Genomic DNA, 20,931 nt, shown 5'->3' with positions numbered 1-20,931 from the left:
GGGCAACGCACGAGACGCCCCGCCCACTCATACGTGCGGGCGGGGCGTGATGTTCCCGAAGGGTACGGGACTCAGCCCTGGCGCTTCTCGACGACCACGGTCTGGATGACGACGTCGTCCAGCGGGCGGTCGGTGCGCGGGTTGGTGGGGGCGCCGATGATGCCGTCCACGACCTTCTTGCTGGCGTCGTCCGCGACCTCGCCGAAGATGGTGTGCTTGCGGGTCAGCCAGGTGGTCGGCGCGACGGTGATGAAGAACTGCGAGCCGTTGGTGCCCGGTCCGGCGTTGGCCATGGCCAGCAGGTACGGCTTGTCGAAGCCGAGGTCCGGGTGGAACTCGTCGGCGAACTCGTAGCCGGGGCCGCCGGTGCCGTTACCCAGCGGGTCACCGCCCTGGATCATGAAGCCGGAGATGACCCGGTGGAAGACGGTGCCGTCGTACAGCTTGGCCGTGGTGGGCTGGCCGGTACGGGGGTCGGTCCATTCGCGGGTGCCCTCGGCGAGCCCGACGAAGTTGTCCACGGTCTTGGGTGCGTGGTTCGGCAGCAGCCGGATCACGATGTCGCCGTGGTTGGTCTTCAGGGTGGCGTAGAGCTGCTCGGCCACGATCTACCTTCCATAGTCTTCGCTGACAGGGACAAATCCTCGCACGGACGCGGCTGGGTGTGCGGACTTCCCCGCTTCTCCGGTCCGCGGGACGCGCGGCCTGACCCGTATGCCCCTCCGCACATGCCGGACGGGCCCAAGGCGGGCATGATTTCAAACCGGGTGGAAAGGCGAAAACCGTACGGCCACCGAGGAGGAGGTTCCTGTGACCCGCATCGACAGCGTGCGCCACGCGGCCGACGTGACGAAGGACAGCGTGCGGCACGCCGCGGAGGTGGCGGCGCCGTACGCGAGCACGGCCAAGGACGGTGCCCTGCACTATGCGCAGCAGGCCGGCGCGCTGGCCAGGGAGCAGTACGAGGCCCGTCTCGCGGACCGGGTGCTCCAGGCCCGCGACCAGGCATGGGCGGCGGTGCCGCCGAAGGCCGCGGACGCGGTGGAGACGGCCGCCCGGCGTACCCGGACCACCGCGCGCACCGCGGCGGACTACGCGGCGCCCCGGGTGGAGTCGGCGATGGCCGCCACCCGCGCGGTGGCGGGGCCCGCCAAGGACGAGGTGGTGCTGCGGGGCGCGGCCGCCCTGCAGGCGCTGCGCGGCCAGGTGACGGCCGAGCAGATCGACGGGCTGGTCCGCAGGCAGCGGCGCCGTGAGCGGACCGCACGGGTCTTCCGCGGTCTGGTGGTCGCCGGTCTGGTCGGCGGCGCCGCGATCGCCGCCTGGAAGTGGTGGTCCCGGCAGACCAACCCGGACTGGCTGGTGGAGCCGACGGAACCGACCGAGCCGGTGGAGACCACGGACGCCGCGGAGCGGTCGTCGCTCAACGGCAGCGGTCGGCTCTCGATGGTCGACCCGCTGGACGAGGACGCGGGAACGACCGGTCTGGAGCGGGTCGACGGGTCCGTGGACGCCGGGCTCGACCCCGAGGTGGAGGCCAAGCAGGCCGACGCCGACCGTCCCGACGACGAGGAGGGCCGCGGCGGCCCGCACCCGTAGCGACCGCGCACAGCCGAAGCCGTAGCCCTACCCGTAGCACCCTGCCCGCGACGCGCCGGTGGGTGCCGGACCCTGAGGTCTGGCACCCACCGGCGCGTCGTCGTGTGTCGCTGTGTGTCTCTGCCTGTCGTCGTGTGTCGCTGTGTCCGCTCAGATCGCGGCGGCGGGGGCCGCGTCCTTCGGCTCGCAGGCACCGGTGACCGCGGCGGCGTCGGCGTCGCCGTCCGTCCGGTCGTCCAGGACGGCCGGGACGTTCCGCAGGGCGAAGAGCGCGGCGACCGCGCCGACCAGCATGATGCCCGCGGCGACCAGGGTGGTGGTGTGCAGGCTGTGGCAGTACGCCTGCCGGGCCGCGTCGATCAGGTGCCGGCCCGTCGCACCGGACAGCTTCCCGCCGGTCTCGACGCCCGCGCTGACCGACTCCTCGGCCGCCCCGGCGGTCTGCGCCGAGACGCCGCCCGGCAGCCGCAGGTCGTTGCGGTAAAGGGTGCTCAGGACCGAGCCGAGGACGGCGATGCCGAGCGCTCCGCCGATCTCCATCGCGGTCTCGGAGATCGCGGCGGCCGCGCTGGTGGCGGTCCTGGGGGCGCTGGCCAGGATGGTGTCGGAGGTGACGGAGAAGATGAAGATGATGCCGACCCCGTTGACCACCAACACCGGCAGCAGCCACCAGTAGCTGCTGTGCGGGGTGACCATGCCGAGTCCCGCGGTGCTCACGGCGAGCAGCACCAGACCGAGGGCGACGGTACGGGCCCGGCCGATCTTCGGGATCAGCAGCGCGGACAGCGGTGCGGCGAAGGCCGCGGACAGCGGGCCGGGCAGCAGCGCGAGTCCCGCGGTCAGCGGCGACCAGCCGCGGACCACCTGGAAGTACAGGGAGGCGCCGAGCGAGAGCGTCGAGGCGGTGAACATGGTGACCGCGTTGGAGGCGATGGCGCCGGAGAACGCGGCGTTGCGGAAGAGCTTCAGGTCGAGCAGCGGTGCGGCGACGGTGGTCTGACGCCGCATGAAGGCGATCAGGGCGGCGGCGCCGACGGCCGCGGTCAGCCACACGGTGTGGTCGTCGACGCCGTTGCGGGCGCCGGTCTTGATGGCGTAGATGATCCCGAACATCCCGACGACCGACAGCGGCACGCTCACCCAGTCCAGCCGCCCGGGGTGCGGGTTGCGGGACTCGGGCAGCACCAGCAGACCGGCGACCAGGACGAGTGCCATCACCGGCACGTTGATCAGGAAGACCGAGCCCCACCAGAAGTGGTCGAGCAGCAGGCCGCCGACGACCGGGCCGAGCGCGAAGCTGGCGGCGGCCACACCGCTGCTGATGCCGATGGCGGTGGTGCGCTCCTTGGGGTCGCTGAACGCGCTGCGGACCAGGGAGAGGGTCGACGGCATGATCGTGGCACCCGCCAGGCCGAGCAGGGCGCGGGCGGCGATCAGCATGCCGGGGCTGTCCGCGTAGGCGGTGAGCGCAGAGGCGACGCCGAAGCCGGTGACGCCCATCAGCAGCAGCTTCTTGCGGCCGATCCGGTCGCCCAGGTTGCCGGCCACCACCAGCATGCCGCCGAGCACGAAGCCGTAGATGTCGACGATCCACAGGAGCTGGGTGGAGGAGGGGCCGAGCTGGCGGGAGAGGGAGGGGATGGCGTAGTTGAGGACGCTGTTGTCGATGCCCAGCAGGGCCGCCGCCACGCAGCAGATGGCCAGGACGGCCCAGCGGCGGTTCTCCGCGGGAGAGGCGGCCGGGGTGCCGCCCGTGGTGTCGTGCTTCGGTGTCGTCGTCATGGAAGGAGAGTGCGCGCCACCGCTGACCGCCCCCTGACGGCGCTCGCACCGCCCGCTGACCGCCGCGGTCAGCCGGGCGTCACATAGGAGATGACCCCTTCGATGGCGTCCTCGCGCGACAGCCGCGCGCCCTCCGCGACGGCCGCCGCGTACTCCTGGTCGCCGAGTGCGGCGCGGGCCGCGGCGGCGGCGCCGGACGCGTCCGGGCCGTCCAGTGAGCCGCCGCGCAGGGCCTCCGCGGCGCCGAGCAGCACCGCAGCCCGGCGCGGGTCGTCCTCCAGCAGCGCCAGTCCTGCCGCGGCCACGGCGGTGACGGCCCCGGCCAGCGGGAAGCGCATCGCGGCGCGCTCGGTGGTGGCCGCGGCGCTGAAGTGCCCGCGGGCGGCGGTCGCGTCGCCCTCGGCGACGGCGATCCGGCCGAGCGCGACCAGCACCAGGGAGCGGGTGCTGTTGCTGGAGAACCAGCCGATCGGGCACTCGGCGAGCGCCTGCTCGCACAGGTCCCGGGCGGTGGCCAGGTCGCCGCGCAGCCGCGCCGCGTCGCCGAGGCCGAGGTGGGCCATGGCGAGCGTCTCGGGGGCGCCCGCGCGGCGGGACAGGCGCACGGCCCGCTCGCAGTACGCGGTGGCGGCGGCGTGGTCCCCGGCCCGCAGGCTGTAGGCGGCCCGGTTGCAGAGCAGTTCGGCCATGTCGAGGGCCGAGTCGAGTTCCTCGGCGAGGACCAGCGCCCGGCCCAGCAGCGCGAAGGCGTCGTCGAGCTCACCGCGGTAGTCGGCGAGGTCGGCCAGCACATTGAGCGTGGTGATCATGCCCCATCGGTCACCCTGGCGGCTGAAGCCCTCGAAGGAGATCTCCATCTCACGCTGCGCCAGCTCCGCGTCGGCCCCCACCAGCCACGCCTGGAAGCCGACGCCCAGGTGTGCCAGCGCCCGGTACCAGGGATCCTCGTGGCCGATGAGGAAGTCCTCCATCGCGGCCATGGTGTCCATATCGGCGTCCGGCACCCCGGCGAACGGCGCCCACAGCAAGGTGAGCACCGGGAAGCGCCGCGCGAGCCGGTTCATCGCCTCGACCACCCGGGACGCGGCGGCCACGTGCGCGGTGAACTCCGCGGCGTCGGACAGGGTGCTCACGACCGCCAGCACGCACAGCGCGAACTCCTCCTCCATCCCCTCCGGCGGGTTGGGGCCGATGGCCGCGAGCACCTGGCGGGCGGGGGCGACGCCCTCGTAGCGGACGCCGCGCAGCAGCCAGTACGAGGAGAGCGCGGCGATCAGCCGCATCGCGGTGGTGATGTCGCCCGCGGTGATGGCGCGGTGCAGGGCGGCGTGCAGGTTGTCGCGGTCGTCGGAGAGCAGCCGCAGCCATTCGAGCTGTTCGGCGCGGCGCAGATGCGGGTCGGCTGCGAGGGCGAAGTCCAGGAAGTACGCGGCGTGCGCGCGCCGGGCGGTCTCGGTCTCGTCGGCCTCCGCGAGCCGCTCGGCGCCGTAGGCGCGGATCGACTCCAGCAGCCGGTACCGCACCCGGCCGGTGTCGTCGGGCCGCTGGGCGACCACCAGGGACTTGTCGACCAGCGCGTCCACCAGGTCCAGGACGTCGTCGGCCGCGATCCCGGCGTCCGTGCCCGCGTCGGTGGCGGGGTCGGCGCAGACCGCCTCGGCGGCGGCCAGGGTCCAGTCGCCCGCGAAGACCGACGCGCGGCGCAGCACAGCGCGCTCGTCCTCGGGCAGCAGGTCCCAGCTCCAGTCGACGACGCCGCGCAGCGAGCGCTGCCGTGGCTGGGCGGTGCGGCTGCCGCGGGACAGGAGCCGGAAGAGCGCGTCGGGCCGCACCCCGAGGCTGTACGGGAAGTCGTCGTCGGGGAGCGCGCCGAGGCGGGCGGCGATCTCGGTGACCGACAGCGAGCGCAGCCGGGCGGCGGCCAGCTCGATGGCCAGCGGCAGCCCGTCCAGCGCCAGGCACAGCCGCACGACGGAGTCGAGATCGGCGGCGGGGTCGAAGTCGGGGCGCACCGCTGTGGCACGCTCGGTGAACAGCCGGACGGCGGGGGACTCCAGCACCGCGGCGCGGTCGGTCGCGGAGCGCGGCACGCCCAGCGTGGGGACCGGGCAGAGCGCCTCGCCGTTGATGCCCAGCGCCTCACGGCTGGTGGCCAGCAGGCGCAGCCGTGGTGACGCGGCGAGCAGGCGCTCGGCCAGCCGGGCCGCGTCCGCCACCACGTGCTCGCAGTTGTCGAGGACGAGCAGCAGCGGGCGGCCCTCCAGGGCCGCGGTGATACGTGCGACGGGGTCGGGCCCCGTGCCGTGCGCCGCGCCGGCGCCCGTCGGCAGCAGACCGCCTTCGCGCAGCCCGAGTGCGCCCAGTACGGCCTGCGGCAGCTCGGCCCCGTCGGTGAGGCCCGCCAGCTCCACGAAGCAGGCGTCCTCGGCGTACCGCCCGGCAGCCTCCACCGCGAGCCGGGTCTTGCCCGCCCCGCCGGGGCCGATCAGGGTCACCAGGCGCTGCCGCGCGGTCAGTTCGGCGATCCGCTCCAGCTCCTCGGCGCGGCCGACGAAGCTGGTGAGCTGCGCGGGCAGGGTGTGCCGGGGTGGGGCGGGCGCCGCGGTTGTTTCGGGCGCGGGGGGTGCGAGGGGTGCGGCGGGCGATGTTTCACGTGAAACATGTCCGTCGGTGTCGGTTTCACGTGGAACATTCCCGGGGCGGGCGAGCGGGGTCCGGGCGGCCTCCGGCAGCAGCGCGGGGTCGCCGCGGAGTACGGCGAGGTGGACGGCGGCCAGCTCGGGTCCCGGGTCGGCGCCGAGTGAGTCCGCCAGTTCACGCCGGGCGTCCTCGTACGCCTCCAGCGCCTCGCTCTGGCGTCCGCTGCCGTAGAGCGCGCGCATGAACTGGCCGCGCAGCCGCTCGCGCAGCGGGTGTGCGCTCACCAGCTCACCCAGCTCCGCGACGAGGGCGCGGTGCCTGCCCAGGGCAAGATCCGCCTCCACACGGTCTTCGACGGCGCCGACCCGCAGCTCTTCCAGTCGCACGATCTGCGCGGCGGCGAAGGGGGCACCGCCCACATCGGCCAGGGCGGGCCCGCGCCACAGGGCGAGGGCGTCGCGCAGCAGCTCGGCGGCCTTCTCCGGGTCGTCCGTGGCGAGCGCGGTGCGGCCCTCGGTGGCCAGCCGCTGGAAGCGGTGGGCGTCCACCTGATCGGGGTCGACGGCCAGCCGGTAGCCCGCGGGGTGCCCCTCGATCGGCACCGGGAGCACCTGCCGCAGCCGGGAGATCTGGGACTGGACGGCGTTGCCCACCCCGGCGGGCGCCTCCTCGCCGTAGAGGCCGTCGATCAGCCGCTCAGGGGTGACCACCCGCCCGGCATCGAGCAGCAGCAGGGCCAGCAGCGCCCGCCGCCGCGGCCCGCCCAGCGCGACCTCGCCGCCGTCCGCGGCCAGCACCCGCGTCGCGCCCAGAATGCCGAACATCACGCCCCCGATTGTGTCTCACCAGGCCCTGCACGGCCCGGCCGTTTCTCCCGGGGCAACCCCGAGAGGCCGCCGCCGTCAACCGCCGCCGGCCGCTGTCCGCTCCCGTCGGCCCCGGTCAGACCCTAGAGGGCCGCCAGCGTCGGCAGGAGCGCGGCGGCGGCGGTCACGTCGTCGGTGAGCGGGCGGTCCTCGGTGTCCACGGGGAGACCGGCGTCCAGTACGGCGAAGACCGGCGCGTCCGGGAGCACCGGGTGCAGGCGCAAAGCCCGCACCGCGGCGACGAGTTCGCAGGCGAGCACCAGCCGGTAGGCGTCGAGGGCGCGCAGCGCCTGGCGGACGGCCTGCGAGGCGAAACTCGCGGCCTCCTCCGTCCCCTGGGACAGCACGGTGTGCCCCACGGAGGCCGGGCTCGCGCAGGCCCGTACCTCGGCCAGCGCCGAGTTGGCGCTGTACTCCAGGATCATCACCCCGGAACTGGCCGCGACTCCCCCCGCCAGATACGGCCGCAGGCCGGTGAGTTCGCCGTCGCCGAAGCTGGACAGCCGCGCCGCGGAGAGCTGGCCGGTCTGCAGCACCGCGAGGCAGAGGTGGTCGAGCGCCAGGCCCAGCGGCGTGGCGAAGAAACCGCCGTGGTGATAGGCCGCCGGGCCGCCTTCGGGGCCGTCCTCGCTGATCAGCGGGTTCTCCGAAGGGCAGTTGACCTCGACGCCGACGACCGCGCGCAGCGCGCCGACCGCGTCCAGCGCCGGACCGTGCACCTGGGGGAAGGCCCGGAAGCCGTACGGGTCCTGGATCCTGCGGCCGGGCAGGCGCGGCCGGTCGGGCACGCCGAGCAGTCTGCGTACCTCGGCCGCCGCGTGCAGCGTCCCCGGATACGACCGCAGCGCGTGCACGGGCGCCGCGTACGCCTCCAGGGAGCCGGAGACGGCCGCCAGCGAGAGGGCGGCCACCGCGTGCGAGGCGTGGAGCAGCACCTCCATGTCGTGGCAGACCAGCGCGGCCTGCCCGAGGGTGAGGGCGTTGCTGCTCATCAACGCGAGCGCGTCCCCGGGCTCCAGCACGACGGGCTCGGGCACCGGCGGCGCCTGCGCCGCGCAAGTCCCGTCCACCGGGACCGGCAGACCGTCGCCGTACCGCCACGGGAGCTCGCCGATCAGGGTCAGGCCGGTCTGGGCCAGTGCCGTGAGGTCGCCGGTGCCGACGGCGCCGTACTCGTTCACCGCGGGGTGGACGCCGAGCCGCAGGGCCTCGACGAGGGCGCGGACCACGGCGGGGCGCAGTCCCGAGCCGCCCGCGAGAAGCTGGTTGGCACGGACCGCCAGCATGGCCCGCACCTGGCGGGCCGGGAGCAGCGCGCCGATGCCGCCCGCGTGACTGCGCAGCAACCGCAGGTCCTGGCCGGCCCGGTCCTCGTCGCTGACGAACACCATGCGGTGGGCTCCGACCCCGGTGTCCCGCCCGTAGAGCGGGCCGGTCGCCGCCAGCCGCCGGGCGGTGTGCCAGGACCGCTCGGCGCGGGCGTAGGTCTCGGGCGGCACCTCGGGCACGGCCCCGCCGTCCGCGAGCCGGGCCACCGTGTCGGCGTCGAGACCGGTCCCGTCGAGGCGTACGACCGGCACCGTCAGCTCAGCCCGACCGATGCCAGCCAGGTCCGGGCGACCACCATCGGGTCCTTGCCACCGCTCGCCACCTGGGCGTCCATGGCCAGCAGCGCGGCCGTGTCGAGCTTGGCGGAGAGGGCGTTGAGCGTGTCCACGCCCTTCTGCGACAGTCCCGACCGGTAGACCAGCGGCACCACGTTCTCGAAGCCGAAGAGGTTCTTCGGGTCGCGCAGGACGACGAACTTCTCCTTGGCGATGCTCACGTCCGTGGTGAAGATGTCCGCGGCCTGCACCTTGTCGTTCGACAGGGCCGCCTGGGTCAGGGTGCCGCTCGGGTCGAGGGCCTTGAACGCCTTGGGCACCAGCCCGTACACCGACTTGAGGCCGGGCAGGCCCTGCTGCCGGGTCTGGAACTCCGGCGGGCCGCCGATCGTGATCTCGCCCGCGACCTTGCCGAGGTCGGCGATGGTGGAGGCGGTGGTCAGGTGGTACTTCGCGGCCGTGGCCGCGTTGACGGTGACCGAGTCCTTGTCCTGGGCCGGGGCGGGCTTGAGCAGTTCCAGCCGCGGGTCCAGCTTCGCGCTGATCGCCGCGTCGGTGGTCGCGACCGTGGTCGGCCCCGCCTTGGGGTCCAGATAGGCCAGCAACGCGCCGTTGTACTCCGGCAGTACGGTCAGCGCGCCGTTCTTCAGCAGGCCGTACGTGGTCTCGCGGCTGCCGCTGGGCTTGTAAGTGACCTTGAAGCCCTGCGTCTTGAGCGCCTCACCGTAGACGTCCGCGAGCAGGGTGCTCTCGGCGAAGTTGTTGGAGCCGACGACCACGGCGTCACCGCCCGCGTCACCGGCCACCGCGTCGCTGGAGCCGTCCGAGGAACCGCCGCATCCCGCGAGCAGCGCGGCCAGCGCGGCGGTGACGGCGGTGGCGGACGCCACCGACGCCGCCCGTCCGCGTCTCAGGTGGGACCAAGCGCTCTTCGCATGAGAGGTCACGGCATCCGCTCCCGGGCTGAGGGTTTCACGTGTCGATCGGAGGGCGATCATGCGTGCCCGAGGCGTGCGATCCGCCACTGCGGCGATCCAATCCAGCCGGTCCGAACTCAGTCAAGGTGCACCATGGTCACTGATTGGCATCGATGTCCTACGGTCGGCGAAGTAGCGTATGTCCCGTACGCCACAGGGCGATCGGCGCTGCGCCGGGTGCGTATCCCCGGCGTCGGATTCTTCGTGAAACAGTCAGGTCACCGCCGTCAAGAGGCGGTAGTCTCCCCGACATTGGCGATGGTGTTCGGACAACTATGGCGCGTATCCGATCACTTTGATCCGGAGGCGGATGGGACCGGTCAGAACACGCCTCGGGCATGGCATGGTCCGGAGACAGGTCCCTCGAGGAGGCTTGGGTGTCCGCGAACGAAGTGGACGCGTCCGTACGGCCCGATCCGGTGCAGCGCGTACGCGGTGGTATCAGGAATCTCGCGGATCGCTGGCCCTTCCGCCGCAAACTCAACGTCCTCGTCGGTGTGCCGCTCGTCGTGGTGGCCGCGCTGCTCGCCTATGTGATCGCGGGGCTGGTGGACCAGGCGCACGACGCGGGCAAGGCCGCCCAGTTGGTCCGTGACAGCCGGCAGGTCGCCGAACTCGTCGACCGTATGCAGAGCGAGCACCAGCAGGCGGTGCTGCTGTCGGTGCGCTTCGAGTCGACCACCGGAGGCATCCGGCCGTCGCCCGCCGCCTACCACGCGGCGCAGGCCGCGACGGACGCGCAGGCCGACAAGGTCCGCGCCGCCTTCGGCTCGCGCATCCCGCTGGCCGAGGCGCAGGTGCTGAAGGAGATCGACGGGCTGGGCAGCCTGCGGGCCACCATCGAGGAGAGCGGTCTGCCGGCCGACAACATCGACCCGGCCTACACCACCACCGTGGACGCCCTGATCGACGGCCTCGGCCTCGACCACGGCACCGACCTGGACTCCCGGCGCATCGGCAGCCTGCTGGACTCGCTGCTGCGCGCGGAGGCCGCCCACGCCTCCTTCGAGACCTGTGTGTTCTCCGCGCAGACCGGTGACACCAACGCGCTCATCGAGTTCATCAACGCGGTCGGCAGCGAGCAGCTCTACACCTACCAGGCCGGCCGCTTCGGGCAGTTCGCCACCGACGCGCAGCGGGCCCGGCTGGCCGGGATCGAGCAGAGCCCGGCGTGGAACGCCATCGCGCTGCAGTACGCGGGCCTGCAGATCGACCCCAGCTCGCTGGAGGCCAAGACGCCCGCGCAGCTGCGGCCCGCGCTGGACAGCGCCTTGCGCGCGTACCCGGGCTACCAGCAGCAGGCGCAGGACCGGCTGACGATCACCAACGACCTGATCGGCCAGATCGCGCACGAGGCCGACCGGACCTCGGACCAGACCTGGTGGCGGGCGGCCTGGCTGCTCGGCGGCGCGCTGCTCGGCTTCGTGCTGTGGCTGGGCTTCTCGGTGGCGATCCGCCGCTCGGTGCTCCGCCCGGTGCAGGCGCTCACCGGCGCCGCGGTGGAGGTCGCCGAGGTCGCGGGCCGGGAGCTGGCCCGGGTCGCCGACGACGACGCCGTCGACGCGGGGCCGCCCCGGCTGCGCGAGGTGCCGGTGCCGGTACGCGACGAGATCGGCGACCTGGCCGACGCCTTCAACCGGGTGCAGACCACGGCCGCCGCGCTGCTGGAACGCCAGGTGCTCAGCCGCCGCAACGTGGCCGAGATGTTCGGCAACGTCGGCCGCCGGGTGAGCAATCTGACCGCACGGCAGCTCGCCCTGATCGACGCCATCGAGCGCGGCGAGACCGATCCCGAGCTGCTGGACCGGCTCTACCGCATCGACCACCTCGCGGTCCGCCTGCAGCGCAACGCCGACAGCCTGATGCTGCTCGCCGGTATCCGCGAGACCGGCCTCGACAACGGCCCGACCGCGCTCACCAACGTCGTACGCGCCGCTCTCGGGCAGATCGAGGGGTACCAGCGGGTCTCGCTGGTGGCCGACACCGAGGTGACCGTCGCGCCGGACATCATCGCCGACCTGACGCTCATGCTGGCCGAGCTGCTGGAGAACGCCGTGGCGTTCTCGCCCGCCCGCAGCCCGGTCGAGGTGTCGGTGCGCTCCGGGGCCGAGGGCGCCCTGATCGAGATCTGCGACCACGGCCTGGGGATGAGCGGCGCGCGGCTCGCCGAGGAGAACGCCCGGCTGATCCGGCGCGAACGCCTCGACCTGGTGCCGACGAAGGTGCTGGGCCTGTTCGTGGTCGGCAGCCTGGCCCGGCGCTGGGGCGTCGGCGTCACCCTGATCCCGACCCCGGGCGGCGGCGTCACGGTCCGGGTGGGCATCCCGTCCTCGCTGCTGCTCCTGATGAGTCCCTTCACCCGGCCCGCGCAGGACGCCGAGGCGACGGCGGGCCGGAAGGCGGCCGGGGAGACGGCTGGGGAGAAGACCGCGACGGCGGACGGCACGGCGGGTGCGACAGCGGACCCGAGGGCCGACGCGCGGGCCGAGGCATGGGCCGAGGCGAAGGCCCAAGCGAAGGCGGAGGCGGAGGCCAAGGCGGCGAGGCGGGATCGGCCGGACGCCGGGCCCGCGCCCCTGCCGGAGCGCCGTAAGCCGGTGCTGCCCGCGGCCCGTACGGCCGACGCCACGAGCGGGGCGGAGGTCGAGCCGGTGCACGAGTCGGCGGCCGAACCGGTGGGCGACTCCGTGGCCGCGCCCGTGGGCGCGCCCGGGGCCGGACCCGAGGGCGGCACCCCCGCCGCCCGCCCGCTGCGGCGCCGGGTGCGCGGCGCCACCCTGAGGACGTCGGACGACGACACCGCGGCGCAGGAGGCACGCCAGGCGGCGCGCCGCGAGCTGGACGCGGAGGAAGTCCGTTCCGAGCTGGACGAGTTCGAGGCGGCGGTGGAGCGGGCCCACCGCGACACCGCCGCGAGCAACGAAACGGGTAACCCGAAACCGAAAGGAGTGGAGCAGTGACCATGCCGACCGGCAACACCTCTGACGGAGCCGCCGCCGCTGAGGACCTGCGGGCCGCGGCCGCGGACTTCACCTGGCTGCTCAACCGGTTCGCCACCGAGACCGCGGGGGTCGTCGACGCCATCGCCGTGTCCTCCGACGGGCTGCTGATCGCCGTCTCGCGGCTGCGCGCCCACGCGGACTCCGAGCGGCTGGCGGCCATCGTCTCCGGCATCACCAGCCTGGCCGCCGGGGCTGCGGGCAACTACGGTCTCGGCGCCCTCAACAAGGTGATCGTCGACCTGGAGGACGGCCACATCCTGGTCTCCGCGATCGGCAGCGGCGCCGTGCTCGGCGTCGTGACGTCCAAGGAGGCGAAGCTCGGCAACATCGCGTACGAGATGACCGTCTTCGCCAACCGGGCCGGGGCGGCGCTCAGTCCGCAGCTCGTCCTGGAACTGAAGAACAGCGTCGAGACCGCGGCGGCCGGATGACGGGGCCTGATGAGTGCCCGTGAAGCATGCGTACCCGCGTGGCAGGGGAAGGAAGACCCATGACGTCCGGTGACCCGGGCGCGGACCCGCTCGGCGCGGGTCGGTCCGGCCGTGATCCGGAGGGCGGCGCGGACTTCGGCCCGGACCCGAGCCCGGACCCGAGACCGCAGCTCGGCCCGGACCTGAGCCCGGACCTCGGCGCCGACCCGGTCGGCCGGGCGCCCGCCGTACGGCCGTTCCTGGTCACGGCGGGCCGGGTGGCGGGCGGCGGTACGGGTCCGCCGGCGCCGCTGGAGACCCAGGTCGTGACGACGGTGGCCGGTGTCGAGGCGCTCGCCACCCTCACCTTCGAGCGGCGCGACATCGTCGCCGTCTGCCGGCAGCCGCAGTCGCTGGCCGAGATCGCGGCCAAGCTGCGCCTGCATCTGAACGTGGTCCGCGTCCTGGCCGAGGACCTGCGGGCCGGCGGACATCTGTCCGTGCACGTGCCGAATACCGACACCGCCCAGGACGTCGCCGTCCTGCGAAGGGTTATCGATGGCCTCCGTACCATCCCCGACTCCCGGGGGGCGCTCCGTGACACCGACTGATCCACCCTCCCGCGGCGGGGCCGCCGCCGGTACGCACCCCGCCCGGCGGGCGAGCGTACGGCCGCCGCTGCCGGTCAAGATGGTGATCGCGGGCGGCTTCGGCGTGGGCAAGACCACGACCGTCGGCTCGATTTCCGAGATCGCCCCCCTCACCACCGAGGCCGCCATCACCACGGTCGCGGCGGGCGTGGACGACCTCAGCCACACCCCGCACAAGACGACCACCACCGTCGCCATGGACTTCGGCTGCATCACCATCGACCCGACGCTGAAGCTCTATCTGTTCGGCACGCCCGGCCAGGAGCGGTTCGGCTTCATGTGGGACGACCTGGTCGAGGGGGCGCTCGGCGGGCTGGTCATCGTCGACACCCGGCGGCTCGACGACTGCTACGCCGCCGTCGACTACTTCGAGCACAAGCGGATCCCCTTCGCCGTCGCCGTCAACTCCTTCGACGGCCGCGTCGAGCACCCGCTGGACGAGGTCCGCTGGGCCCTCGACGTCGCCGACCGGGTCCCGGTGATCGCTTTCGACGCCCGTGAACGCGGCTCCGTACGCGACGCGCTGCTGGTCGTCCTCGAACTGGCCCTCGCCAGGGCGGGCGGCTGAGCCCCACCCCGAGGGCTCAGGAGGTGAGCCTCACGGGGTGACCACGGCGAAGTCCGGGTCGGGGTCGTCGAGCAGCGACACGAGGGTCGTCAGCACCTTGGCGTCGCCGGTGTACTCGACCCCGTCCACGTCCTGTCCGGCGAGCAGCGCCGTTAGCAGCGGCTTGGTGAGGGTGAACGCCGCGTCGGGCTCCGGGCCCGGTTCCTGGGCCGCCGCCGTCCGGTCACCGTCCGTACGCGCGTGCAGCAGGACGCCGTGCCGCAGCGTCATCCGGTACCGGGCGTCCAGGTCCGTGAAGTGCCAGTCCACCGTGAGCTGGTGCTGCCACGCCCTGGGGCCGTCGACGCGGATGGCGAGCGAGTCGAAGATCTGCTCCACCGAGAGCGCGGCGGTCATGCTGCCCGCCGAGACCCAGGTGGGCGTGATCCCGCCGCGCAGTTCCTGGGCGCCGGTGAGGTAGCAGTTGCGCCAGGTGGCGTTCTCGGCGCCGTACGCGAGGCGTTCGAAGACCTCGGCCAGGAGTTCCTTCGCGCCCTCGTGGTCGGGCGCGGCGAAGACGGCGTGCTTGAGGAGCTGGGCGGCGAAGCGGAGGTCGCCGTCGTCCGCGTACTGCCGCGCCTTGCCGACGGTGGCCTCGATGCCGCCCACGCAGTCGACGTACCGCCGTGCGCTCTCGGTCGGCGGGTGCTCCCACAGCGACGACGGGTGGCCGTCGTACCAGCCCATGTACCGCTGGTAGACCGCCTTGACGTTGTGACTGACCGAGCCGTAGTAGCCGCGGGCGTGCCAGGCGCCGGCCAGCGTGGGCGGCAGCTCGACCATCTCGGCGATCTCGGTGCCGGTGTGGCCCTGGTTGGCGAGCCGCAGCGTCTGGTCGTGCAGGTACGCGTAGAGCGCGCACTGCTCGCCGAGGTACGCCTCGATGGACGCGCGGCCCCAGGTCGGCCAGTGGTGCGACGCGAAGAGCACGTCGGCCTCGGGGGCGAACAGCCGGGCCGCCTCATGCAGGTAGCGGGCCCAGATCCGGGGGTCGCGGACCAAGGCGCCGCGCAGCGTCAGGATGTTGTGCAGGTTGTGGGTGGCGTTCTCGGCCATGCACAGCGCCCGGCGCTGGGGGAGCAGGAAGTTCATCTCCGAGGGCGCCTCGGTGCCGGGTGTGAGCTGGAAGCGGAAGACCACGCCGTCCAGGGTCTCCTCCTGGCCGGTACGGGTGATGTGGACGGTGGGCGGCAGCAGTCCGGGCGTCCCCGTCGAGGCGGTGAAGCCCAGGCCCATGCCGACCAGTCCGGTGGGGCCGCGTTCGAGGTTCGCCCCGGAGTAGTACACGCCCCGGCGCAGCATGGCGGTGCCCGCGTAGACGTTCTCGGCGACCGAGTTCTCCATGAAGCCGGCAGGCGCGAGGATCGGCGTACCGCCGCCCGCGGCGTCCTCCGGGTCGATGACGCCCAGCACGCCGCCGAAGTGGTCCAGGTGGGAGTGGGTGAAGACCACGCCGGTCACCGGCCGGTCCCCGCGCTGCACCCGGTACAGCGCCAGCGCCGCCGCCGCGGACTCCGCCGAGACCAGCGGGTCCACGACCACAACGCCGCGCTCGCCCTCGACCAGCGTCATGTTCGACAGGTCGAAGCCCCGCACCTGGTAGACGCCCTCGGCCACCTCGTACAGCCCGGCCCGCGAACAGAGCTGCGACTGCCGCCACAGGCTGGGGTGCACGGTCGGCGGGCAGTCCCCCGCCAGCAGCCCGGTCGCCGCGAAGTCCCAGACCACCCGCCCGTCCTCGGCCAGCACCGTCCCGTCCTGCGGGCCCGCCACGAACCCCCGGTCCGCGTTCTGGAAGTCGCCGCGGTCGTCGAAGTCGAGCCCGTCGCCGCCGTCCGTCACCTCAGGACCAGTCATGCGCCCATGCTCCCCACCGCCACCCCGCCCGGCCCCCGCACCGCGCCCATCAGGGTGAGGGGGCCCGCCGGCGGCCGTGGGCGATCCGCCGCCCGGGAGCCGTCCGTGCGGGGAGGTCAGCGGCGGGAGTCGCCGAAGACGATCCGGTAGCCGATCAGGAGGACCAGGGCTCCGCCGACGGCGGCGACCCAGGTCTTGAGGTCGTAGAAGTGGTGGGCGACGGAACGGTGCAGGAAGTGGGCGGATATCCAGCCGCCCAGGAAGGCACCGGCGACGCCGATGAGGGTGGTGCCGACGAGCCCGCCGGGGTCGCGGCCCGGCAGAACGATCTTCGCGATCGCTCCGGACAGCAGCCCGAGGATGATCCAGCTGACGATGCCCATGAGTGCGTACCGCCCTTCCTGCCGATTGACCGACCGTTCGCTTCCACAGACGCGTCTGCCCAGGCGGCAGTTCCGGCACGCCGCCCGGCCCGGGGGCACTCGGTGCACACGGCGGCGGCCCCCGCTCCCGGGTGGGGAGAGGGGGCCGCCGGCCTACGAGAAGAGGAGTGGAGCCTAGGAGATTCGAACTCCTGACATCTGCCTTGCAAATTATCTCGGGGCGGGTTCGGGACCTGGGCGGATGTGGCCGTCATAGGACTGACCTGGGGATACACCCGACACGAGTTTCCATAGATGGTGGACGTTTTCGGGGGGCGTGTGTGCTGGATACGTGCTGCCAACGGCAGGGCGGCCGAGCAGCTTCAGCCGCTTCTCAAACGGCCGCATGCGCCTTCGCGAGCCCCAGGCAGGTGTTGAAGCGGAACGCACCAATCAGCGCGAGCGTCGACTTGGCGATCAAGTGGAGGGCGAGCGCTGCGAAGCTGACGCTGATCATCGTGTTGCGAGGCACGGGCAGGCCATACCTGGGCCGGCCAGCTGCTAGCACAGGTGCTAGAGCTAGCACCCCACTCGCTAGGCCCGGCGGCCTGACCAGCGATCTAGCGCTCTAGCGGTCGGCGAAGCTCCCCCGTTCACCGCCGAAGGGCTCGGTCTCGGACTGTCCGATGTGACGGCCTTCGTGCACGCGGACACGGGATCACGTGGGGTTTCCGTACCGCGCCTCCAGGGACTGACGTAGGTCGTCTGGTAGAGCGGATGGACGTCCCGGGAAGCGAGCGAAGGCATATCGGCGTCCTCGATCGGGGTGGTGGAGGACACCGATGCCGAGGGTGGCGGAGTATATGTCGGATCCGGCGTCGAGGGCTTGATGCTGGCGCAGGGCGGTGTAGCAGCCGACTTCAGCTATGAACCGTTGACCATCGTCTCCGTACCGACCGTCGTCGTAGGCGTACAGGAACGCCAGGCGGTCGCCACCCCCGGACGGGTCGAAGGCCCGGAACGCGCGGCTCGCCTGCGTCCTCACCATCTCGATAAGGGACTGGCGCATCCTGGCGCCGATCCGGCCGCGACCGATGAGGGGGGCACGGTCGAGCTGTTCGACGATGGTCAGATACTCCTCGGGGTCCCAACCCGTACCGCCGATTGGGTCCGCGACGCGCTCGACAAGGTCATCGAAGAGGGCGACGTCCTGCAGTTCCCGGTCGCCAATAGGACCGTAAGGCAGTGTCGGGAAGGATGTGAACCCGGTCGCGGCCTGCAGGTCGGCTGCGGCCAATGCGCCATAGCGCCTCGCCTCGTCTCCCAGCGCTACCGAGATCCCGCTGCTCAGCGCTCTGCGCGTGTAGCTGATCACGCCTGCGGTGGACCGCACCATGCGGTGCAGGTTCATCCAATCAGCCGAGGAGATGAAGAGGGTGTCTGGTGAGGGCTCGAACGCCACGCTAGGGGCGAGCGGATGATCGATGATCACGACGACCGGCCAAGACCTGGCGTCAGGCATATCGCGTTCGTAGCCCCGCAGGGAGCGCATACGTACGGGGTTGGCGACCAGCGTGCGTCGCGTGCCCGCTCCTTGCCTTTGGGCAGCCAAGCCGTTCTTGAGGCTCCAACTGATTGCCTTCTCAGGAGAGTCGTCCCGAGCAGCCTCGGTTTCGCGGCTCTTGACCTGCATGATCAGTCCGTCGGAACCGGCGACCAACAAGCCGTCGCTGATCTCCCGACTGCTGCCTCCTCGGCGTATGAGAACTGGCTCGTAGACGAAGTCGGGAACGCCGAGACCTCCGGCGAGACGACGGGCGTAGTCCTCGACTTCGTTGCCCTGACTTGGTGATGACACATAGTCATCCTGACCGTAGGGCGGTGTGACTGCGACCCATTTAGTGCGATTCGGGTCCTGCTCCGACCGTCACCCCCCTGTTCGGCGCACTGTTCGCGTCCTTTCCCATTGACTGGGCTTAGTGGCGAGGGCAATCCCGGCCGGCGGACGCCGAGAAGATGGCCGGGATGTTCAAGGCGCTGTCCGATCCCGTGCGGCTGCGACTGTTCTCCAAGATCGCCTCGCATCCGGACGGCGAGGCGTGCGTGTGCGACATCCAGGACGTCGGCGTCTCGCAGCCGACCGTCTCCCACCACCTGAAGAAGCTACGCGAGGCCGGACTGCTCACCTCCGAGCGGCGCGGCGCCTGGGTGTACTACGCGGTTGTCCCATCGGTGGTGGCTGGCATGGGACACCTGCTCGCACCCACGAGCTGAACGGCTCCTCGTCCAAAGACGCGCACAAACCCGTCCGACTGTCCCCGGGGGCTCCTAGTATCTGGGGGTGGACCGTGAGTGGATGAGGCAGCAACTAGAAGCGTTCGACGGCGTTGCTGTCCACTACCAAGAGACCAAAGCTCCTGGTGCGTACTTCGGTGACCAGGCGCTGCACGACCAATTGCACCGCGCCGAGCCCACGATCAAGCAGATTTTGCGGTTGCTCGATCCGGACCTCGCCGACAAGGTCAACATCGATCAGATGGCGGGCGTGGCAATGGCTCGCAACGAGGTCCACCGCGGGTTGGGCATTCTTGCCGACATGGACGAGTGGGCAGCACGGCTCGCCCCTGATGCCCCGACCCTCGCCGCCGATAGGTTCCACCACTGGGTCTGGGATGCCGCTCGAACATTTTGGGAGTCCCGCCACTACCGGGCAGCCGTCCACGCGGCCGCCAGTTCCATCAACGCCCACACCCAGAACAAACTCGGGCGTACCGACGTCGCGGATGACAAGTTGATCCAGGAGGCGTTCAGCGACAGAGCCCCTGAACCAGGGCGTCCACGCCTGCGTGTCGCTGGCGATCCCACCAGCCCCACGACCCAGAGCCGTCAGCGCGGCACTCTCCAGATGGGCCTCGGGGCCTTCTTCGCCATCCGCAATCCTGCAGCACACGACAGTGGAGAGTGGACTGAGCAGGAGGCGCTGGAGCAACTTGCAGCCCTGAGTCTCCTGGCCCGGCTGATCGACAGCAGCAGCGTCTCAACCTGATCGATCCCACGTGCTACCAGTGTTGGCCCGCGACTATGCGTAATTCCCGAGCGGGGTCCGGGCGGTGAGGTCTACCGTCAGGGGATGTTTGATGTACGTCTGCGCACTTTGCTCGGAACCGTGCCCGGTGAGGCCAGCTACGCCCAGTACCTGACACTGATCAGGAACCCCAGTGCGGTGGAGAGCACGGACCTGGATTACAAGGCCAAGCAGTACGAGAAGAAGCCCGAGTGGCAAGCCGAGCTGGCCAAGGACGTCGCAGCCCTGGCCAACGCCGCCGGCGGCACACTGATCCTCGGCTTGGAGGAGGATCGTGACACCTCCATTCCAGTGGGGGTCAATCCTGAGCCCCTGACCGACCAGCTCCGCAAGACCTACCGCGAGGCCCTGGTACTGCGCCTGGACCCGCCGGTGGAGTGCGAGATCCACTTCATCGCGGAAGACCGCGATGCGTCGGCACCGCACGGGCTCGTGGTCATCTCTGTGCCACCCAGCGCCCGAGTGCCGCACGCGGTGACCGGCTTGAAGGACCTCCGCGACGGGACGCTGCGCTTCCCCTACCGCAACGACAACTCGACGGCCCATATGAACCTTGCCCAGGTCAAGAGCGCCATCGCTGCTTCCACTGCCCTGGCCGCCGGTCGGCACGACGTATTGGACCACGCTCACACGGAGGTGAACGACGACGGCCGAGGAAGGCCAGGAGCCCGGGTGATCGTGACACTCGTGCCTGATCTCCCTGGGGCCTTCTTCCTGAGCAAGGCTTCGTTCCGGGACTTCTGCTCCGAGCAGGGCCAAACTGAGCTGCCCTTCTACCGGGATGTGTTTAGGGTCTTCGGCGTGGGCCCGCAGCGCTTCATCGCTGCACAGGCCGAGTCGAACGGCCGCCACGTGGCTCACTTCCATGCCGACGGCACCGCGGCGTGGGCTGTCCAGGCGCCAATAGTCGGGGCGATGAATGACAATGACTTCCCCACGCCCGTAGAGAGCTGGCACAGCGACTTGGTGGTTATGACCGTCCTGGCTGTGCTCCAGCGCTTGGCTCGCCACGCCGTCAAACGCGCTGGCGCTTCGGGAACGGCCACCGCACGGTTGACCCTTGACGGTCTCAGCGGAGCATCCCGTGGACTGGCGAGAGCATTTGGTGGTGGCGCGCACATCGTTTTCAGCTCCGTCGACCAGCAACACGCAACCGGCCGCGCTGGCCTACTGCTCGACGCAACGGCGGCAGGAGGAAGCGGCCTGGTGCAGGCCGCAGCCGCCCTGCTGGCCGACTGCTACCAGCACTTCGGCGTAGTGGAAGCAGAGCAGATCACCCACGACGGGCGCATCAACCTGGCAGCCTGGGGTCCACGACAAAGGGAGGCGATCACCCTCTGGGCGCAGGGCGCCGACGTCGAGATGATCACTGAACCTTCGGCGTGATCGGCTGGGCGGTCCAGCCTGTCACTCGGCTGCTGGTCCCGCCTTCGGCAAGGCGAAAACGATCGTCACCAGCGCCAGGCCCCCGACGGCACCGTGGGAGCCGT

The 20,931-nt window shown here is 71.7% G+C and carries 17 protein-coding genes; 8 read left to right on the top strand and 9 right to left on the bottom strand.

Translation table 11 applies throughout. The annotated features are described in order from the left end of the window. Positions 1–71: 71 nt before the first annotated feature. On the bottom strand, positions 72–605 hold the full coding sequence (locus tag AB0M29_RS03440; RefSeq protein WP_365378190.1) for a peptidylprolyl isomerase: 534 nt from the start codon (positions 603–605) through the stop codon (positions 72–74). A 205-nt stretch (positions 606–810) separates the two neighbouring features. On the opposite strand from AB0M29_RS03440, the gene AB0M29_RS03435 reads away from it, so the two are divergent. Continuing rightward, a complete protein-coding gene (locus AB0M29_RS03435) occupies positions 811–1,599 on the top strand; it encodes a DUF5324 family protein (protein ID WP_365378187.1) in 789 nt (262 codons plus the stop codon). Positions 1,600–1,749: 150 nt separating this feature from the next. On the opposite strand, the gene AB0M29_RS03430 is transcribed toward AB0M29_RS03435, so the two are convergent. The 4 genes from AB0M29_RS03430 to AB0M29_RS03415 form a co-directional block, all read right to left on the bottom strand. Beyond that, complete coding sequence (locus AB0M29_RS03430; RefSeq protein ID WP_365378185.1) at positions 1,750–3,381, bottom strand: MFS transporter; 1,632 nt, start codon at positions 3,379–3,381, stop codon at positions 1,750–1,752. Between the two features lie 68 nt (positions 3,382–3,449). Further along, positions 3,450–6,845: a BTAD domain-containing putative transcriptional regulator gene (locus AB0M29_RS03425; protein ID WP_365378602.1), complete on the bottom strand. Its 3,396-nt coding sequence runs from the start codon at positions 6,843–6,845 to the stop codon at positions 3,450–3,452. 125 nt (positions 6,846–6,970) lie between these two features. Beyond that, a complete protein-coding gene (locus AB0M29_RS03420; protein WP_365378182.1) occupies positions 6,971–8,467 on the bottom strand; it encodes an aromatic amino acid ammonia-lyase in 1,497 nt (498 codons plus the stop codon). A gap of 2 nt (positions 8,468–8,469) precedes the next feature. Further along, positions 8,470–9,438, bottom strand: coding sequence for an ABC transporter substrate-binding protein (locus tag AB0M29_RS03415; RefSeq protein WP_365378180.1), 969 nt, complete (start codon positions 9,436–9,438; stop codon positions 8,470–8,472). A 407-nt stretch (positions 9,439–9,845) separates the two neighbouring features. Here AB0M29_RS03415 and AB0M29_RS03410 point away from each other — a divergent pair, with 407 nt between their 5' ends. From AB0M29_RS03410 to AB0M29_RS03395, 4 genes are all read left to right on the top strand, one after another. Continuing rightward, positions 9,846–12,428 (top strand): ATP-binding protein, encoded by a 2,583-nt coding sequence (locus AB0M29_RS03410; RefSeq protein WP_365378178.1) that lies wholly within the window; start codon positions 9,846–9,848, stop codon positions 12,426–12,428. Positions 12,429–12,430: 2 nt separating this feature from the next. Continuing rightward, positions 12,431–12,901, top strand: coding sequence for a roadblock/LC7 domain-containing protein (locus AB0M29_RS03405; protein WP_365378600.1), 471 nt, complete (start codon positions 12,431–12,433; stop codon positions 12,899–12,901). A gap of 182 nt (positions 12,902–13,083) precedes the next feature. Beyond that, positions 13,084–13,491: a DUF742 domain-containing protein gene (locus AB0M29_RS03400; protein WP_365378598.1), complete on the top strand. Its 408-nt coding sequence runs from the start codon at positions 13,084–13,086 to the stop codon at positions 13,489–13,491. Next, entirely contained in the window at positions 13,478–14,098 is a 621-nt protein-coding gene (locus AB0M29_RS03395) for an ATP/GTP-binding protein (RefSeq protein ID WP_365378175.1), read from the top strand. The genes AB0M29_RS03400 and AB0M29_RS03395 overlap by 14 nt, the downstream gene beginning before the upstream one ends. A gap of 30 nt (positions 14,099–14,128) precedes the next feature. On the opposite strand, the gene AB0M29_RS03390 is transcribed toward AB0M29_RS03395, so the two are convergent. The 4 genes from AB0M29_RS03390 to AB0M29_RS03375 all read right to left on the bottom strand — a co-directional run bounded on the left by AB0M29_RS03390 (position 14,129) and on the right by AB0M29_RS03375 (position 18,214). Next, entirely contained in the window at positions 14,129–15,994 is a 1,866-nt protein-coding gene (locus AB0M29_RS03390) for an alkyl sulfatase dimerization domain-containing protein (RefSeq protein WP_365378173.1), read from the bottom strand. 116 nt (positions 15,995–16,110) lie between these two features. Then, entirely contained in the window at positions 16,111–16,377 is a 267-nt protein-coding gene (locus AB0M29_RS03385) for a GlsB/YeaQ/YmgE family stress response membrane protein (RefSeq protein ID WP_365378170.1), read from the bottom strand. Positions 16,378–16,750: 373 nt separating this feature from the next. Next, on the bottom strand, positions 16,751–16,888 hold the full coding sequence (locus AB0M29_RS03380; protein WP_365378168.1) for a hypothetical protein: 138 nt from the start codon (positions 16,886–16,888) through the stop codon (positions 16,751–16,753). Between the two features lie 186 nt (positions 16,889–17,074). Beyond that, complete coding sequence (locus tag AB0M29_RS03375; protein ID WP_365378166.1) at positions 17,075–18,214, bottom strand: hypothetical protein; 1,140 nt, start codon at positions 18,212–18,214, stop codon at positions 17,075–17,077. 158 nt (positions 18,215–18,372) lie between these two features. On the opposite strand from AB0M29_RS03375, the gene AB0M29_RS03370 reads away from it, so the two are divergent. The 3 genes from AB0M29_RS03370 (at position 18,373) to AB0M29_RS03360 (ending at position 20,827) form a co-directional block, all read left to right on the top strand. Further along, positions 18,373–18,630: a metalloregulator ArsR/SmtB family transcription factor gene (locus AB0M29_RS03370; protein ID WP_365378163.1), complete on the top strand. Its 258-nt coding sequence runs from the start codon at positions 18,373–18,375 to the stop codon at positions 18,628–18,630. A gap of 67 nt (positions 18,631–18,697) precedes the next feature. After that, complete coding sequence (locus AB0M29_RS03365) at positions 18,698–19,402, top strand: TIGR02391 family protein (protein ID WP_365378161.1); 705 nt, start codon at positions 18,698–18,700, stop codon at positions 19,400–19,402. Between the two features lie 84 nt (positions 19,403–19,486). Continuing rightward, positions 19,487–20,827, top strand: coding sequence for an ATP-binding protein (locus AB0M29_RS03360; RefSeq protein ID WP_365378159.1), 1,341 nt, complete (start codon positions 19,487–19,489; stop codon positions 20,825–20,827). Positions 20,828–20,931 lie beyond the last annotated feature (104 nt).

This window comes from Streptomyces sp. NPDC051976 (assembly GCF_040680795.1).
GTDB lineage: Bacteria > Actinomycetota > Actinomycetes > Streptomycetales > Streptomycetaceae > Actinacidiphila.
The sequence above is the reverse complement of the archived record's forward strand: the minus strand, read 5'-3'. Positions and strand labels throughout refer to the sequence as shown.